The organism is Erwinia papayae, from assembly GCF_058241465.1.
In genome coordinates, this window is sequence record NZ_JBZCHT010000009.1 from 1,045,877 (window position 1) to 1,061,298 (window position 15,422).

Below are 15,422 nucleotides of genomic sequence, written 5' to 3' on the forward strand. Positions count from 1 at the left end.
GATTGTTATGATAATCGTCATCGGTAGTCAAAAAGGCGGTGTGGGCAAAAGCACCTTAGCTGTATCCATTGCGTCATGTCTAAAAGCAAAGGGCAAATCAGTAATCATAGTGGATGCAGATGACCAGAAATCAGTCCTAACCTGGTATAACAACAGACCGGAATCACTCCCACATATTCCCGTCACAGGAGCCACAGGCAACATTAAAACAATGCTAAAAGAGCATGATAAATCGTATGATTATGTCATTGCTGATTGTGCTGGTCGTGACAGTGCCGAAATGCGAAGCGGTTTAATGTCTGCTGACGTTTTTATTTCGCCACTGAGACCTTCGCAGATGGATCTGGATGTTGTTCCTCATACATGTGAAGTTTTCAGCGCGTCCAAGGATTTCAATGAGAATGTAAGAGGTTTTCTTGTCCTCAATATGGCTCCAACAAACATGTTTGTGAACGAAGCTCATCAAGCCGCGCAAGTTCTGTCCGACTATCCACAGATGCAGTTGGCTCAGTCCCGAGTTTGTGACAGAAAAGCCCACAGAGATGCCTGGGCCGAATCTTTTACTATCTTTGAGACACAAAATGAAAAAGCTCAGGAAGAAATCTCTGCACTTGTCGAGGAAATAATATTATGAGGAACAGAGCCAATACCCCTCCCAGAGACGAAAATGCATTCATAAATGGTGGCAGCGCTGAACTGGGGCTGGTACAAAAAGAAAGCAGTTCAGTTACAAGTAAAAGCAAAGCTAAACCAGTAAGTATTTCTCTTGCGACAACCAATTTAGCATCAATAGATAACTGCATTCGAGATGAAATGAATACATCAGGAGCGAGGGTTAATCGTTCAGATGTTGTCAGGGCAGCAATCATGGCTTTCGAGAAATTTAGCTCTGATGAACGTTCCACATTTATCCTAAAAGCAAAACTGCAGTAAATCTTGTTATCTTGTTATCTTGTTATCTTGTTATCTTGTTATCTTGTTATCTTGTTATCTTAAGAGGGTGCGTGGAGTGCAACTATCAACAAAGAGAATCTTACGTAAGCTACCTTTTATTGGAGGCTTACGCATGTTCCGCGTTCTCTATTCACAGGCCGAGCTGGAAAGGCTGGAAACAGAGATAAATAAAATGCAAGTTGAATATGCTCGACTTATTGCAGAGGAAGAGGATATTTTGCAAGAAGCACGCAGAGCAAACCCCCGCGTCTCCAGCGAGCTTCACATACGTGAGCTAATCCGTTTCAGAGCCTCACGATTAAAGAGTCAGATAGATTTGAAAATGCTTACTCTTGATGATGCCCGTAATCACGTTAATTAACCGCCGCCAGGCGGTTTTTTTATTCCTTTTCCTTCAACTCCCCAATTGTCATCCGTTCCGGTGCGCGGCGCATCGTGGCCCTGATCAGCGACATATCCAGATCAGTGCCACTATATGCTTTCAGCACGATTTCCTCGCCTTCCTCAATTACAGGCACTGAGCGGTGCGTCGAATACAGCCCGTCCAGCGCCTGCATCTGGCCTGCGGCGTGAAGCACGATTATCGCGCCTTTCCCGTTGTTATAGTCGGCCCAGCCCTGGCTGATAGCTTCGGCACCGGCGTCGTCATACAGGTTCACCGTAAGGCGCTTTGCCGTGCTCAGCTCGTCGCACAGCGCCTGCGCAAAGGTGCTGCGGCCGGAGTTGGTTTTACCGTAAACGCAAACGATAAATCCGGCGCTGTCTTCAAGCAGGGCCGCCGTCGTCGCGGCTGTGGGCGCGGTCAGGTTCGTCGTGGCCGTGCCGCTGGGACTGAGTTTGCTCATGATGACCGCGCTGTGTCGCGGCTGAAAGGCAAACCGTTCACTCAGCCCCTTTACGCTAAGTGCATTCAGCCCCGCCGCGATAACCTCTTTCAGCACGTCGCCTTCTTTTACGGGCGCGTTGGTCTGCTGTATCAGTTCAACCGTCATTGTCTCGATGGCTGACCACTGCGCGGCGTCGATGTGTTTGGTTGGCATGGTATTCCTTTCTAAGAAATTAGATTTAACGAATTTCTAATTTATTAGAAAGCGGTGATATTTTCAACGTTCTTCCGCTGTCCGTGCCGGATTCGGTAAAACCCCTAGTTTACCGAATGGCCGCAACACACCGTAAAACTGAATCCCTCTTTGAAACCTGACAATAAACATGTACAATTAAGCTGAACAATTAAAGGGGTAATCATGTTTACTTGTAACTACAGCCACGCCCGCGACAATCTTGCTTCCCTGCTGGAACTGGCCGTTGATGAAAATCAGCCGGTCGAAATTCAGCGCAGGAAGGGTGGCGCGGCTGTCCTGGTCGATAAAGACGCTTTCGAGCGTTACCGCAAAGCGGCTCTGGATGCTGAATTTGCTGAAATTATGCAGTCACATGGAACGGCGTATACGGAGCTTTCCAGGCGATGAAATTAGTCAGTTCACAGGAAGTGATTGAATTTCATGATCGCTTAGTCGCGCGTGATGGTGGTGTTGCAGGTATGGCTGAACCTGGCCGTGCGGATGCCATCATTCACCGTGTGTTGAACATGCATTATTACGAAGGTGTGAAAGACGTATACGATCTGGCTGCCGTATATCTGGTAGCAATAGCCCGTGGTCATATTTTCAACGACGCAAATAAGAGAACGGCGCTATTTGTCGCTCAGATGTTTTTAAAGCGCAATGGCTTAAACATCATAAGTTCACGTATTTCATTTTGTGAAATGCAGACCATAGCCATCAATGCTGCAACGGGTGAATATACGTGGAAGATGGTATCTGACCACCTGAAAGCAATAATAATTTGATGAGATTAAGGATGACCAATCGAATGAAAAAAACAGTGTTCAATGTTTTTATCATGACGGTTATATTAAGTCTGGGGCGGCTTTTCCTTCTCTCCGGGCATTCGGTAAAAGGCCAATTCTGCCGGACGGCCTGCATGATTTTTATTTTTTTGCTTTTTCCCCTGCGGCTTTACCGGCCAGCCGGTATGGTGAAACGAATTTCGGAGCCATCAGTTTAACGTCGTGACCATACTCCCTGAAAAGCCTTGCCCAGTAATGAGCGCCTGAGCAGGCTTCCATACCGATGGTGCAGGGAGGTAGGTTGGCAATAAGTTCAGGCAACGCAGCCCGGGATACTCTTGGTTTAACGAGCACAGCATTGCCATTTTTATCAACGCCATGAACGGCAAAAACATTTTTAGCAAGGTCGATCCCAACAGTTACAACGGCCATGGTTATTCCCCTGTAATATTTTGGTTACTCCCCATGATGTCATGGAAGATGGTTACAGTAACCAAATCGAGGAGAAGTCCCTTTCATTCGTTAAGAGCATAACCATATGATTTTATGTCTATAAAGTCGTGGAGTTGTAGATCAGATTTATGTTGATTTGATTACAGGGTTTATTAACGCTGAAAGTGCCGAAAACCGCATGGTTACTGGTATCAGCGGAAAGAGTAAATGAAACGCTCATTTTCTTCACTCACCTGATCTGTTCAAAAAGTGCACTTAGCGTACTATCTCGTAAGATTAGACTTCAAACCCCTACTACGCCGAACAACGCCCCCTTAACATCGTGTTTTGTTTCCGTGGCGAGTTGCGCACGATTGTGAAAGAAATGTAATATATCAATTCAGTCTTTACGTATGCTTAACAAATAAATAAGTTTACTAAATAAATCCCTTTTCAGAGGCGCTCAGATGCATGAAGCGACCTGCGTTATTTTTCATTTTTCGATGAAATATTAATCGGGTCAGCTCGGGTCTGGGCGATGAACTCATTGGATGGAGGGGGCTTATATGTCTGATTAGCGGTTTTGTCATTACGTTCAATGACGCCAGACCGACACAGATTTGACCCTTCTTCAACAAAGAGCTCTGTCCGGTCGGATTGTCAGGGTTTCACGACAGATTATTGGCTATTGGATTGTCAAGCTGATGGTTACAGGCAAGTAAGTTGCTTTCTGTGCGCTGAAGGCAACTTACTTGCTCTCAGGTCTGACTGATTTGAGAACAAATTCTCATCGTTGTCTAAGGAATGGTTAATGAATAAATACATGATAGCTTTAGGCGTATTTGGTTTAATGGCGACAGACGTTGCCCTGGCTAAGAATGTTGACGATCCGTATGCTGTTAATTTTGACGCCGACAGCATAACGGTCAGCACTTCTCTGGGCTGGCTTGGAGGCGAATCCAAAGAGTACGTCTATGATGATACCGGCAGAAAAACCAGCGAGCTTAACTGGAAGATTAACAATACGGCCATTATTAAAGGTGATATATCCTGGGATCCGTTATTCTGGCTGACACTGAATGCACGAGGTTGGACTACATTAGCATCAAGTGGGTCCGGAATGGATGACTACGACTGGCTGGATGCCAGCCAGTCGCAATGGACTGACTGGTCTAACAGACCTAATACCCGTCTTAATCATGCTAATGAATTTGATGTCAATGCCAAAGCCTGGCTGGTAAAACGTCCTGATTATAAACTAGGTGCTGTAGCCGGTTACCAACAAACCCGATTTAGCTGGACTGCTTTTGGCGGTCACTATCAGTATGATAATGGCACTGATGTCGGCGATTTTGATCGCGGAGTGCGCGGTATTGGCTATCAACAGAAATTCAGCATGCCATACATAGGTCTGACCGGCGGCTATCGGTATCATGATATTGAAATTAACGCATTGTTGAAATTCAGTCCCTGGGTTGAAGCTAAAGACAATGATGAGCACTATATGCGTGATTTGACCTTCCGTGAAAAGACCAACGGCTCCAACTATTATTCGGCCTCGGTGGATGTCGGTTATTACGTCACCCCTAATGCCAAAGTGTTCACCGAGTTTACCTGGAGTAAATACTCTCAGGGTAAAGGGGGAACGGAGATAATTGACCGTGTAAGTGGGGAATCAGCCCATTATGGCGGAGATGTTGCAGGTATAGAAAATAAAAACTATAGCCTGACCGCAGGTCTTCAGTATCGTTTCTGAATGGGGTAGTGAAACCTGAGTAGATAAAAACCACGAGATGCAAAAAGCGTCTCATGGTTTTTGTCTCGTGATGAAGATGCAGTGGGGACGCCAGGTTATATCGACAGCTGGAAATTTCGGCATCTCATCCTTTGGTCATGTTTTTTATTCGAGTATAGCTGAGTAATTCAGGAGTAATTGATATCCTGATTCTTATTTCTCCTTTTGCAGCAAAATCGTGTATCTGATATTTTATATTTAATTTTTTGTTTAAATTATAAAAACTTCATTCTTATCCACGACTTTATAGACTTAAAATCATATGGTTATGCTCTTAACGTACGTTTTAGCTCCATTGGACCTCAAACCCCAACTAAGTTTAGAAATGAAAAAAAACCGCCCAAAGTGAAGTGTACCCCATTTGTTGGACACTTTATTATATGGCGGTTTTTTTACGCCCTGTCCGGGCATTCGGTAAAACGCCAATAAGACCGAACTGTGCTACAGGGCGAGTTTCCGCACTGTGCCGCACCGAAATTTACCGATATGATAGATGCCACATTTCATTCATCAAAGGAACTAAAATGACTGACCGGGTGATATTGCAGCGTGATTTTTCGGAGCTTATGAATGGGTTGCACGGAAGCATCGTAAGATATGCTATTGACCGAGCCAAACACCATCAATGTGAAGTTTATTTGTGTGTGAACAACAAATCTCACTGTGATCAAATACTGGAACGGATATTTGAAAAAAAAGTGGTCAATAAACTTAAGTCAAATCAGACTATCATCATAGACGGACGAAAGCTTAGCTTACACTCGCCTCTGACCCTTAATAAAAGCTGTCTACCAGAAGCTGTGTATTTATTACTATTCCCCAGCCCTGACCTGCTGAAAGCCGTTGAATACCAGGCCAGCCTTAATCCCGTTTATGAAATCATCGTGTTTACAGAATCTGACGGGCATACGGAGGCTACTGATCAATGGATGTCGGAACATGACGTTCGCTCGCTTCAAACCGGAAAAACGGCTCCGAACCCGGATGAAGGCAGTTGATTAGCCTGATAAAAATCCTGCGCCAGACTCCAGCCCTGCTCATGAACTGAAATCCAGCCATAAGGAAATGCCATACAATGACTTTAAATTTCGAAGACCTCACCACGCCAGAAAGCATTGACCAGCATGTAGCCTCATTCTGCAGATCGTTAAGCACGAAAAACGCAGTATATATAGATGTCGAACCAGAGTTATGGTGTAAGCAGTCCAACTGTGAGATGAACGTTGATAAATTCATTGAGCAGAACGGCGGTGAGAAAGTTATCGGCTATAAAATATGCTACATAAAAAGAAAGTATATTGAAGCTGAGCGTCATGTTGTATACAGAAAGGATGGCGTATACAGAGATCTTACTTTTAATACTGATGGTGAAACTATCATATTATTTGTCCCTGACAGTAAGAAAATCACATATGATGAAAAACCCTTAAAAACCCGACTGGGCCTGACGCAGAAAACAAGACTTCTGGTAAAACAGTTCGATTTTCAGGAAACCGGCATCCGGCAGATGAGCCAGGAGGATTCGTGGAACGCGATGCCTTCCTACGAGGACTGGCTTAAGGGGGTCAGGATGTCAAATCTGATCCCGGTGGCTACTAAACCGGATATTCGGTAAAACGCCCATTCTGCCGAACTAAGCTTAGAAATGAAAAAAGCCGCCCAAGAGGACGGCTATAAACCTTTCAGTTTTGCCCGTTCAGGTTTTCACCTTCACGGACTCCGGAGCCATTAAAGGAACCAGTTGATCAACTGCAATACAGCTGCAATTAAGGTAAGAATGGCGATAATTAGCTCAATCATTCCCCGCACCTCCATCTCTGTGGCGCGTAGGCTACTAGGCAATCCCCTTTCCTCAAATCCGCCCATCCGGTTATGCCATTCACTTAACCAAAAGAGAATTTCACCACGCTGCCGCCCAGGCTTCCGGGTGCGAAACCGGAAGAGGGCTATACCATTACCGTGTGCTTGCCCACGGTTCCGGTACTGTCTGTACCAAATTCGATTTTGAAGAGTCTGATCTGGCTCATCACACAGGCGGCTAAGCGGGCTTTACTCGATTGATCTGTGAGCATTATAAACCGTGCTGCTGCTGCTTGAATACAGGTTTGATCATATGGCTCATTAGACGTATAATTAACTCGCCAAAAGAGAATTTCACCACGCTGTACGCCGGATGCCCGCGAAGCATCACAGGCTACAGAGCAAATAACCCGCCCTGAGCGGGTTTTTTGCTATCTGAGCACTCACTTTTATGAGCCTGAAGTAGGCTTGAAAAATGCCAATTCTGCCTTCTAAATCATTATAGGTGGTCAAAATTAACATTCTAAAAAGCTTTAAATGCGATACCTGCAACACATTAATTAATTGCAGGATTGGCATGTCAAACAGAGATATTCAGCCTTTTCAGTTTGCTTGTCCTCAATGTGAGCAGCGTATCACCTTTACTATTGGTGATGAAAAAGTAGATCTGGAAGGGGCCACAGACAGTTTGGATTTTGAATGGCCGTTTACGGAGGAAAATCCTTTTGTGGATCTTCATCTCGATTTCCCTGTGTATTTCGGAAAGTATGTTAAGGGAATGACAACCTTTTTCAGGGTTATAGATGAAATTGGTCAGGACGCTTTCAGTCATTTAGCTTTTCGCTTAGAAGTATTAAATAAGCTGCACCCCTTAAAGAAAGATCTGGAAAGCGTCATAACGCAATATAAAAAAGGTGATATAAAAAATTTTGCGAAAGTTTGCAAAAAAATCCCTGGTGTTAACCTGAAAACCAAGAAAAGGAAGGATGTGTTTGCCGCACTCTACACAGCAACGTCAATTATGTCTTCGCCTTTTACGATTCATGAGCAAAATGAAGAGCTTGCAAAATGATTTCCGCAGCTTTATATTTACCTGCACAGTACACACCATGATAAAACCATTGATTTTATTGATGAAATAATTAAAAGTCGTTTTCTGACTAATTTACATCATGATTGCCTCACCTTGTATCCAAAAATAGTTCAGATGGATTTACCTTTGCACCCAGCCTTTTTCTATGATTATGTTGATGAAAAAAATTACACGGCTGTTCCTGCTCGCGTATCAACTGATCACTTTGATTCATGCAATAACTACTATAAAGATCTGGCAGAGGTTTTCTCCCGGCAACTGACACTTCTTGCAGGTCTGAATAATTTATTAAAACGCGGAGATTATAACGAATTTGAGCCATCTTTAAAGATGACAAGAAAAAATGAAGTGCGAAAATAGCTTTCTTCTCTTAACAAATTTGCTGACGTTGATTTGGGCAGTAAGATTCAGTTTATTGATGACTGTTTTTATTCTATCGAAACAAAAGCCATTGATAATCGTCTTAGAAATGGCATTGCTCACTATAAGTATGAATATAATGAATCAACACAAATAATCACCTATTACCCCACAAAGGAAGGCATGGATCGGGAAAAGGGTGAAGATATTTCGTTTATGGAATTTTTGCGCAAAACGCTGTTACTTTTTCGAGAGGTTCATAATCTTAATCATCTCATTAAAGCTACGCTCTACTATAGTGTTTTAATCCTCAAAAAAGATGTTTGACACTGGTCTTCACATCTTCTCTGTAACGCACAAAGCCGCCGCCAGGCGGTTTTTTTACGCCCCTGTCCGGGCATTCGGTAAAACCCGCATTCTGCCGAATGGCTGAAGTTATCCACCGTTTCTGTGGATAACGCTTTATGTTGTGCGCCGGCCAACCGACGGACATACTGGATGTGCTGCCGGTCGGGGCGTTACACCTTCCCTGAGGGGCGTTGTTCTGCACCCGCGCCGTCCGGCACGTTCGGTAAAACTTCCGTATGGGCGGGTTTCCCCGAATGCGATTTACCGCCAGCGGAGTTTTTAATGTTGACATCATTAACTTCCCCTCAGACAAACATTTTCACCGTTTCTTCAGCATGGCCACCGCCTCATTGCCCGGCATCTGAAACTGCACCCGGTGCCGGGCGGCCACGTCCAGCGCAAACACCTTCGTGTAGACCTCCGTTGACTTCGCATTTTTATGGCCCATCAGGCTCTGCAGCGCCTTCAGCGGGATCCCGGCGTAGAGCAGGTGCATGGCGTAACTGTGCCGGAACGTGTGCAGCGTGACCGGCACGGAGAACGTCACCCCGTCGGCGGCGGCCGCGTCAACGGCCTCGTTCAGCCAGGTGCGAGCGGTCCGGTCGGTGATGCTCCACAGCCGCACTTTTTCCATGCGGCCGGTGTCGGGGCGGCGGCGCTCAAGAGGAATTTTCAGCGTGGACACCATCATCTCCAGCCAGCTGACAAACTGAGGATCGGACAGCGGAACCAGGCGGTGTGAAATCACGCCTGCCGGCGTCCGGCCCGGACCGCGGGCGGCCTTCTCCCCGCGCTGCTTGAGCGTGGCCAGCTGCACGTAAGGATACGGCGGTGTCAGGGTAAAATCGCTGCGGGTCAGCGCCAGCGCTTCGTTGATGCGCGCGCCGGTATTCCAGAGCGTGGTGAACAGCATCCGGCGGTGCAGGTCCGGCACGTAGTGGAGCAGGGCGCTCACCTCCGGGGCCAGCAGGTATTTCGGCAGTTCCGCGTCGAGCGAGGCCATCTGGCGAAGCGCCAGCGCCGCCGGGTAGTCAATGGCAACGGGCAATGACGGCGATGGCGATGAAAGGGCAGAGGTAAGCATGGGCATCCTTTTTTCTCCGCTATCCGTCACAACGTGGCCGTGCCGGAAACGGGCGGGGCTTTGTCTTCACTGTCTGCCTCAGCCCGAACGTCACGTAACCCATCCTGAATATCCCATTCCGCCCTTTTCTGCCGGAATTTGATGAGTAGTTTTAATCTGCGGCGGCGCTCCTGCTGCAGGACTCTCCGGAGTGTGGACAGGGCCGACCAGCGTGTGGCGCCCAGGCGGGTGCCGGGCAACCCGGCGATGCTGCGCAGGCGGCTGGCCTGTATGATGGCCTTCATGCCCAGCCGTGCGTACTGATAGTGCCGCTCCGCGTAAAACTCATCGTAATCGGGCGGATGGTCATTTTCGCCGGTAGCCGAAATCAGGCTGTTGGCGTCTTTTTGCTGAACCACGAGTTGACGAATGCGGTACATCAACGTGGGGGATAAAGCGCGCCAGTCGCCGGATACGTCGGTAAAGTCTAACCCGGGATAGTCCACGACTGTAACCCTCACCGGCTGCCGGTCATCGTTGTAGTGTCCCGGATCGGTGGCGACCCGCGCACAGTCCTGAGCAAACTGCTCCAGCAGAACAACCAGTTCAGTCGCCAGAAAATACCGTTCTTTCTCCAGCTTATCTTTTGACGCCTTTTCCTCCCGTTTAAGGGTGATTTTATGGTTTTGCCGGTTCACAGAATACTGGATGATCCCGGTCACCATCGCACCGGCGAGAGTGGAGATCAGTGGTACCCATATCAAAAAACCGTTCCCCATCTGTTCATGCTCCTTTGCTTTGTTAAAAAACGCGTCTCTCGTCGTTTATATACCCGCCAGTTAAAATTAGCGGGCTTATAAAAACCAATATCAATTACCTCATCCCTTCCCGGCCGGGATCCGTTTTCTGCCCAATATAGCACTTTCCCGGAAGCATGGTGCACCCGCAGCGGGACGAGGGGCGCCGTTTCCTTCCCTGTGCTCCCCTGACGCATCCCGTGTGTTGTGCCATGAAGGCGATAAAAGCCACCATATGTGGTGTTCCGGGCGAAAAACCCCCGCTGAGGGGCAAAGATCCGCTTCTACCCTTTTCCGGATCTGACATGACTGAAGGTGAGAAGCGACAAAGTCAGACGCATCAGTATGATGCAAGACGCAAATTATGATGCAAAATTGTCTTGACCATTTAACTCCGGGTGATATCTTTAAATCAACCCACTTAAGCAGCATTCATAAGCGATAATTTCAGACATGACATTTGATGAGCAGGAACCGGACGTTAACAGGACAGCCACGCTGACGGTGCGGAACATCCCCCTTGATGTGGATGCCATGATCACGGTGCAGTCAGGCCTGGCAGGAAAGTCGAAGAGTGATTTCCTCAAAGAGTTCCTTACTCAGGAATTTCAGGATCTCATCAAAAATTTCAGCCGCACCAGTCCACTCGTGGATCTTATGGACAAAGAGCTGGGGAAAAAGTGGGGTCTGAAGGTGGCAGAGCACTGGTACGAAAACCATATGATCAGTGCCGATAACCTCAGGTACAAAGGGCTGCTGGATCTGGCCACGCATGATGACCTGCAGCAAATCATGATGAAAAACATGCCTTACCTTCAGCTGCGGGCCTCGCAGGTGTTACACGAGCAGTTTGCCTACGTCCCCCGCGGACTTTCCCTGACGTTTTCACTTTTTAACGAGATAGCCGGCCGTGATCACCGGACCATTTCCCGGGTATTCGAAGAGATTTTTTACGTGACCGGGGCGGAAAAGTTTTACCGTGACGTCAACGCCATACGCGCAGAGATGAAGCTGGAGCCTGTGGACGAACTCTGAAACGAGAAAAGCCACCCCGAGGGGTGGCTTTTCCGGTACTAACTTAAACGCACGGGTCCGAAGAAGTCCGCGCCTTGATGACACTAATCTACCAGCGCCTGACGGCAGCGTCAACCTGAGAACTGTTCTGCGTCGCGGAGGGCGGCATGCACCTGAAAGACTACATTTCTGACGAACGACTGGATATTTACACGGACGTGCTCAAGCTGAAGCCCGAAGAGGTCGCAGGCGCTTACAACTGGAACAAGGCGCTGTCGGCGGCCATGCAGCCGCTGCTGCACTGCCTTGAGGTGACGCTGCGCAACGCCATTGACCATGCCATCCGCCACAATCCGCCGCCCGGCGCGGACGGACAGTGGCGCACCGACGCGTGGTGGATCCTGGATCTTCCGCGCTATATCGGCGATCTGAAGTTCATCCCCCAGAACAAGCGTTACCGGACCGACGGGGACGGCCATACGAGGCGCGAGGCGGATGGCTCACCGGTTTTTCACTTCACCGCGTGGGAGGAGCAGGCCGTCAGAAAGGTGGCAAAACGGATCCGGGATGCAGGGAAGCAGGAAACGCCGGGGCGCATTATTTCCGGCCTGGATTTCGGATTCTGGACCGCCCTGCTGGCGAAAGAGTATGAGGAGCCGCGACACCGCACGCTGCTGTGACCGCACCTGCTCGGTGACGTATTCCCGGCCCGGCCGGCGCGCACCGGACGGCACAAGCTGGAGGCAAAGTTCAGTCGCATCCGTGAGCTGCGCAACCGGCTGGCGCATCATGAGGCCGTGTGGAAGTTTCAGGAGCTGGACGCAAACGGTAAGCCCGACTACAGCCGCCCCGTTTACGGGCTGAACGCCTCGCTGCACCTGCTTCGCCGGGCATGGGACGACGTGCTGGAGGCGCTTTACTGGATCAGTCCCGCGCGGCATGCAGCCTTTCTGGCCGGGGGGCACCACCTGCGCTTTCTCACGCTGGCCTCGGCGGAAGGGCTGCACTGCTATACCGGCCGCGACCGGCTGACGCACGGACTCAGCGTGCGTCACAGCAGGGAAGCCCGGCGGCTGGTGCGCGCCCTGCGAGAGGGGAAGATCGTGCGGCTGACCGACCGCGACCGCCTGCTTGCGGTCATTGGCCCGGACTGGAACCGACTGGAGGACTGAGGCAGCCAGGTCACCGGGCATCCTGCGCCACGATCCGGCTCCCGCTTACGGGAAGCGTTCCGCTACATCAGGACAGTTCTTCAATCTGCACGATGTCTTCAGAGGGGACAGCAACGCCGTGCCTGTCGATACCCCAGTTTGCGCAGCTGTCAGGCGGCAGACTGCGCACGCACGTATACGCATAAGCAAGGGCTGCTTCGATGCATCGCTGCCCGTCGTTCGGCGGAGCGGTAAACCATATCATTCTGGGTTTCAGCACGGCAGAATAGTGCTGAATGAGATCAGTTCCGTAATGTTTGCGGTAGGCTTTGCAGACGTCCTCAATCATCTCCGGCATCGCCGTGTAATCACGGTGTCCGGTATCCTCATTTTCCAGCTGGATTTCCCTGATGAGGGAGGCATAAGGCCCCCAGTGTGAGGAACTTCCATGGCGCGTACGAAACAGCCTGTCAGGTACGCTGCCTTCATTCCATGAACTAATTCGCGCACGTACCGTGCTGTCGGGTGCGTTGTCTGCCAGCATCCGGATCACCGCTGTTGCTGCGTGATTAAGAGGAAGAATACCGTCAGTGAACTGGTTAGCAGCAGCGGTGCGGGTCCCGTGAAACCAGTATGCCAGATCCACTTCATCAGGCTCGCCGAGCACACTGCAGGCGTGTTCGAAAAGCAACTTATTAGCCGTTTTTGAGATATACGGGTTAGCAGTAAACTCCGCCTCAAGATCGATGCCGAGCAGCACCCTCTCCAGTTCCGCAACCGTGCAGTCAAACCCCTCACAGAGAGACCTCAGGGTGGTATCCCTGCCTGAACAATTCAGTAAAAACCCCATCACTTCCTCCGCCAGAGAAATCTGAAGAGTATCTGCATCCGGCCTGATTTATACCCGGAACTGGAGGCTGCCTTTCAGGTCAAACCCTGATTGGTTTTTACTCACTCCTGTTACCATAATCCTGAATCAGGCGCATTCATCCAGTCGGGCTCCACTTCACCAAAGTCCACGTCAGTGAGCGTCTCAAGCACTTTGATATCAGTAACCTCAATATCATCAAAATCTTTTGAGAAGTCACCGCTTAACGTAACGAGAATATCGGTATGAAAATGCTTTGTTGCGGTATAAGCATTTCCTCCCATATTTACATAATCCCTGTCTATCGAATCCCTCACCGAAAAACTGAAACTGGCCTCAACCTCTGCCTCGACGGTCGCACCCAGACGGAGAACGATGGATCCGTCGTCAATCCTGACGACAAGGATATTAACCAGTCCTTCCTCATCATCATCCAGTTCATACGTGACGAGAGAAGCGGCTACGTCACTATACTCGTAATACATTGAAGAAACAGCGTCCACCTGAATATCAGCATCCTCAAGGTTTGTCACTATCGCGTCTTCAATTTCATTAAGTACGTGATTACCCTGTTCGAGCAGAGAATCTTCGCGAATGTGTGCGATAATGTCAGACACTTTGCCGTGCGGCTGAAATTTTGCCAGCGCTTCCGCAAGCGAATGCACTATCGTGATCCTCTCCGTTCCTTCAGCAAAATCCTGCCAGCCTTTGTCGCTGCTGACGGCAATGACATTCACGTCATTCTTTTCAGCCCAGCTCAGGAGGGATAACAACGCAATCGCGTCAGGAAATTCGTATTTCTTTTCTTTCGCTGTTTCAAAAGGCGGCTGCGTTCTGAAGTACATCTCCATCAGGGCCGATAAATCGACGTGCTCGGCCGAGTCTATTTTATGGGCCCCCGTCAATTTATAAAACTTCTCCAGACGCGCCTCTACTATTTCCTCATCAGAACCGTCAACCGAAAGCAGCTGCCTCGCATTTACGACTTTAGTTTCTCCGACTTTCAGGTGTTTTTCAGCTGCTTTCAATCCTTTCTCAATGTGACACCGGGCAGTGGAAATTTCATTTGCCAGATGTTTGACCGCTTCATTATGAACAATATCTGTCTGTATTATCTGTACAGGACTGTTCCTGAACTGGGCCAGTTCTGCCAGCAGCCCCTCATGAAACTTATAGCCCAGTGACTTCAGGACCGAGTTATCAAGGGTAATAGCGCCAAAGTCTAGTTGAATGTCAGGCATGAGAATGCGAATACCCTCTTGATGGCTTTCTTAACTGACTACCTTGCATAAAAGCGGCCGTCCCAAAGTTTCAATCCAGCTCTGTGGCTCCCGCAACGATTCTGTCCAACCACACTGGTAAACTCACAGATAAACCCTTAATACATTACATCAATTCAGGGGAAAATTCTGGCATTCAGGAATATGCCCCAGGCCAGAGATAGTGAGGGATCCGGCTCTGTACTTTTTCCGGATCCGCACGGCAAAAAAACTGAGGTACGGTTAATAACAGTAGCGTCATTAAACATATATGGTATGATTAAGATAATATATTAATTTAAACATATCTGATTTATTTAACACTCAATTTCGCAAATCAAATCAAGGTAAGAAAGCATGCGCAAATCCACCCTTTCTTCTCGCAATGAAGACATGTTTTCTCCAGCGAGCGCCAGACCCGGTGATTACGATTCACAGACCGCCCAGGCGATTGCCGTGATGAGCAAACTGGAATCCCGGCTTAAATCCGGAGGAGAACCCCTTCGGAATTCAGTTGTGGCCGTTTCACAAATGATGTGTGAGTTTTGGGAGGCCGGCATCAGTGGAACGGACGATCCCCGCGAAAGCGAAGACCGAATTCGATTACGGGCGCTCGCCGCCAGACTCAGGCACAGCTGA

The 15,422-nt window shown here is 48.7% G+C and carries 20 protein-coding genes and 1 pseudogene; 15 read left to right on the forward strand and 6 right to left on the reverse strand.

Annotated elements, in window-relative coordinates; translation table 11 throughout:
• Positions 1-7 precede the first annotated feature (7 nt).
• From AC3RPL_RS09645 to AC3RPL_RS09655, 3 genes are all read left to right on the forward strand, one after another.
• On the forward strand, positions 8-634 hold the full coding sequence (locus AC3RPL_RS09645) for a division plane positioning ATPase MipZ (protein WP_490739831.1): 627 nt from the start codon (positions 8-10) through the stop codon (positions 632-634).
• Positions 631-933, forward strand: a complete 303-nt coding sequence (locus tag AC3RPL_RS09650) for a hypothetical protein (protein WP_490739832.1) — start codon at positions 631-633, stop codon at positions 931-933. The genes AC3RPL_RS09645 and AC3RPL_RS09650 overlap by 4 nt, the downstream gene beginning before the upstream one ends.
• A 133-nt stretch (positions 934-1,066) precedes the next feature.
• Positions 1,067-1,315: a hypothetical protein gene (locus AC3RPL_RS09655; RefSeq protein ID WP_490739833.1), complete on the forward strand. Its 249-nt coding sequence runs from the start codon at positions 1,067-1,069 to the stop codon at positions 1,313-1,315.
• 19 nt (positions 1,316-1,334) lie between these two features.
• Here AC3RPL_RS09655 and AC3RPL_RS09660 read toward each other — a convergent pair whose 3' ends face one another.
• Positions 1,335-1,994, reverse strand: coding sequence for a P-loop NTPase family protein (locus AC3RPL_RS09660; RefSeq protein ID WP_490739834.1), 660 nt, complete (start codon positions 1,992-1,994; stop codon positions 1,335-1,337).
• Between the two features lie 204 nt (positions 1,995-2,198).
• Between AC3RPL_RS09660 and AC3RPL_RS09665 the strand changes: the two genes are divergently transcribed.
• Together AC3RPL_RS09665 and AC3RPL_RS09670 are read left to right on the forward strand one after the other, a co-directional pair.
• Entirely contained in the window at positions 2,199-2,423 is a 225-nt protein-coding gene (locus AC3RPL_RS09665; protein ID WP_490739835.1) for a type II toxin-antitoxin system Phd/YefM family antitoxin, read from the forward strand.
• A complete protein-coding gene (locus AC3RPL_RS09670; RefSeq protein ID WP_490739836.1) occupies positions 2,420-2,803 on the forward strand; it encodes a type II toxin-antitoxin system death-on-curing family toxin in 384 nt (127 codons plus the stop codon). The genes AC3RPL_RS09665 and AC3RPL_RS09670 overlap by 4 nt, the downstream gene beginning before the upstream one ends.
• 168 nt (positions 2,804-2,971) lie before the next feature.
• Here the strand turns inward: AC3RPL_RS09670 and AC3RPL_RS09675 are convergent.
• Positions 2,972-3,235, reverse strand: a pseudogene (locus AC3RPL_RS09675) (IS110 family transposase); the annotation flags it as partial.
• Between the two features lie 850 nt (positions 3,236-4,085).
• Here AC3RPL_RS09675 and AC3RPL_RS09680 point away from each other — a divergent pair.
• From AC3RPL_RS09680 to AC3RPL_RS09705, 6 genes are all read left to right on the forward strand, one after another.
• Entirely contained in the window at positions 4,086-4,991 is a 906-nt protein-coding gene (locus AC3RPL_RS09680) for an omptin family outer membrane protease (RefSeq protein ID WP_490740663.1), read from the forward strand.
• 563 nt (positions 4,992-5,554) lie between these two features.
• Positions 5,555-6,028 (forward strand): hypothetical protein, encoded by a 474-nt coding sequence (locus tag AC3RPL_RS09685; protein WP_490739837.1) that lies wholly within the window; start codon positions 5,555-5,557, stop codon positions 6,026-6,028.
• Between the two features lie 77 nt (positions 6,029-6,105).
• A complete protein-coding gene (locus AC3RPL_RS09690) occupies positions 6,106-6,645 on the forward strand; it encodes a hypothetical protein (protein WP_490739838.1) in 540 nt (179 codons plus the stop codon).
• 762 nt (positions 6,646-7,407) lie between these two features.
• Positions 7,408-7,902, forward strand: coding sequence for a hypothetical protein (locus AC3RPL_RS09695; RefSeq protein ID WP_490739839.1), 495 nt, complete (start codon positions 7,408-7,410; stop codon positions 7,900-7,902).
• 114 nt (positions 7,903-8,016) lie between these two features.
• Positions 8,017-8,283 (forward strand): hypothetical protein, encoded by a 267-nt coding sequence (locus AC3RPL_RS09700; protein WP_490739840.1) that lies wholly within the window; start codon positions 8,017-8,019, stop codon positions 8,281-8,283.
• 33 nt (positions 8,284-8,316) lie between these two features.
• Positions 8,317-8,610, forward strand: coding sequence for a hypothetical protein (locus AC3RPL_RS09705; RefSeq protein WP_490739841.1), 294 nt, complete (start codon positions 8,317-8,319; stop codon positions 8,608-8,610).
• 340 nt (positions 8,611-8,950) lie between these two features.
• Here the strand turns inward: AC3RPL_RS09705 and AC3RPL_RS09710 are convergent, their stop codons facing one another.
• Together AC3RPL_RS09710 and AC3RPL_RS09715 are read right to left on the reverse strand one after the other, a co-directional pair.
• Positions 8,951-9,721: a tyrosine-type recombinase/integrase gene (locus AC3RPL_RS09710; RefSeq protein ID WP_490739842.1), complete on the reverse strand. Its 771-nt coding sequence runs from the start codon at positions 9,719-9,721 to the stop codon at positions 8,951-8,953.
• A gap of 20 nt (positions 9,722-9,741) precedes the next feature.
• Positions 9,742-10,473 carry a hypothetical protein gene (locus AC3RPL_RS09715; RefSeq protein WP_490739843.1) on the reverse strand — a complete coding sequence of 244 codons (732 nt, stop codon included), beginning with the start codon at positions 10,471-10,473 and terminating at the stop codon, positions 9,742-9,744.
• Positions 10,474-10,944: 471 nt separating this feature from the next.
• Between AC3RPL_RS09715 and AC3RPL_RS09720 the strand changes: the two genes are divergently transcribed.
• From AC3RPL_RS09720 to AC3RPL_RS09730, 3 genes are all read left to right on the forward strand, one after another.
• The gene (locus AC3RPL_RS09720; protein WP_490739844.1) at positions 10,945-11,526 is read left to right on the forward strand and encodes a hypothetical protein; all 582 of its coding nucleotides are present in this window, start codon (positions 10,945-10,947) and stop codon (positions 11,524-11,526) included.
• A 146-nt stretch (positions 11,527-11,672) separates the two neighbouring features.
• Positions 11,673-12,185 (forward strand): hypothetical protein, encoded by a 513-nt coding sequence (locus AC3RPL_RS09725; RefSeq protein WP_490739845.1) that lies wholly within the window; start codon positions 11,673-11,675, stop codon positions 12,183-12,185.
• Between the two features lie 117 nt (positions 12,186-12,302).
• A complete protein-coding gene (locus tag AC3RPL_RS09730) occupies positions 12,303-12,677 on the forward strand; it encodes a hypothetical protein (protein ID WP_490739846.1) in 375 nt (124 codons plus the stop codon).
• Positions 12,678-12,744: 67 nt separating this feature from the next.
• On the opposite strand, the gene AC3RPL_RS09735 is transcribed toward AC3RPL_RS09730, so the two are convergent.
• The gene (locus AC3RPL_RS09735) at positions 12,745-13,506 is read right to left on the reverse strand and encodes a hypothetical protein (protein ID WP_490739847.1); all 762 of its coding nucleotides are present in this window, start codon (positions 13,504-13,506) and stop codon (positions 12,745-12,747) included.
• Between the two features lie 110 nt (positions 13,507-13,616).
• Positions 13,617-14,765 (reverse strand): PIN domain-containing protein, encoded by a 1,149-nt coding sequence (locus tag AC3RPL_RS09740; RefSeq protein WP_490739848.1) that lies wholly within the window; start codon positions 14,763-14,765, stop codon positions 13,617-13,619.
• A gap of 375 nt (positions 14,766-15,140) precedes the next feature.
• Here AC3RPL_RS09740 and AC3RPL_RS09745 point away from each other — a divergent pair, with 375 nt between their 5' ends.
• Positions 15,141-15,422, forward strand: a complete 282-nt coding sequence (locus AC3RPL_RS09745; protein ID WP_490739849.1) for a hypothetical protein — start codon at positions 15,141-15,143, stop codon at positions 15,420-15,422.

What these genes read in the sequence shown, in the direction of transcription:
- AC3RPL_RS09645 (WP_490739831.1), top strand. Translation starts at nt 8, where the DNA reads ATGATAATCGTCATCGGTAGTCAAAAAGGCGGTGTGGGCAAAAGCACC.
- AC3RPL_RS09650 (WP_490739832.1), top strand. Translation starts at nt 631, where the DNA reads ATGAGGAACAGAGCCAATACCCCTCCCAGAGACGAAAATGCATTCATA.
- AC3RPL_RS09655 (WP_490739833.1), top strand. Translation starts at nt 1,067, where the DNA reads ATGTTCCGCGTTCTCTATTCACAGGCCGAGCTGGAAAGGCTGGAAACA.
- AC3RPL_RS09660 (WP_490739834.1), bottom strand. Translation starts at nt 1,994, where the DNA reads ATGCCAACCAAACACATCGACGCCGCGCAGTGGTCAGCCATCGAGACA.
- AC3RPL_RS09665 (WP_490739835.1), top strand. Translation starts at nt 2,199, where the DNA reads ATGTTTACTTGTAACTACAGCCACGCCCGCGACAATCTTGCTTCCCTG.
- AC3RPL_RS09670 (WP_490739836.1), top strand. Translation starts at nt 2,420, where the DNA reads ATGAAATTAGTCAGTTCACAGGAAGTGATTGAATTTCATGATCGCTTA.
- AC3RPL_RS09680 (WP_490740663.1), top strand. Translation starts at nt 4,086, where the DNA reads ATGGCGACAGACGTTGCCCTGGCTAAGAATGTTGACGATCCGTATGCT.
- AC3RPL_RS09685 (WP_490739837.1), top strand. Translation starts at nt 5,555, where the DNA reads ATGACTGACCGGGTGATATTGCAGCGTGATTTTTCGGAGCTTATGAAT.
- AC3RPL_RS09690 (WP_490739838.1), top strand. Translation starts at nt 6,106, where the DNA reads ATGACTTTAAATTTCGAAGACCTCACCACGCCAGAAAGCATTGACCAG.
- AC3RPL_RS09695 (WP_490739839.1), top strand. Translation starts at nt 7,408, where the DNA reads ATGTCAAACAGAGATATTCAGCCTTTTCAGTTTGCTTGTCCTCAATGT.
- AC3RPL_RS09710 (WP_490739842.1), bottom strand. Translation starts at nt 9,721, where the DNA reads ATGCCCATGCTTACCTCTGCCCTTTCATCGCCATCGCCGTCATTGCCC.
- AC3RPL_RS09715 (WP_490739843.1), bottom strand. Translation starts at nt 10,473, where the DNA reads ATGGGGAACGGTTTTTTGATATGGGTACCACTGATCTCCACTCTCGCC.
- AC3RPL_RS09720 (WP_490739844.1), top strand. Translation starts at nt 10,945, where the DNA reads ATGACATTTGATGAGCAGGAACCGGACGTTAACAGGACAGCCACGCTG.
- AC3RPL_RS09725 (WP_490739845.1), top strand. Translation starts at nt 11,673, where the DNA reads ATGCACCTGAAAGACTACATTTCTGACGAACGACTGGATATTTACACG.
- AC3RPL_RS09735 (WP_490739847.1), bottom strand. Translation starts at nt 13,506, where the DNA reads ATGGGGTTTTTACTGAATTGTTCAGGCAGGGATACCACCCTGAGGTCT.
- AC3RPL_RS09740 (WP_490739848.1), bottom strand. Translation starts at nt 14,765, where the DNA reads ATGCCTGACATTCAACTAGACTTTGGCGCTATTACCCTTGATAACTCG.
- AC3RPL_RS09745 (WP_490739849.1), top strand. Translation starts at nt 15,141, where the DNA reads ATGCGCAAATCCACCCTTTCTTCTCGCAATGAAGACATGTTTTCTCCA.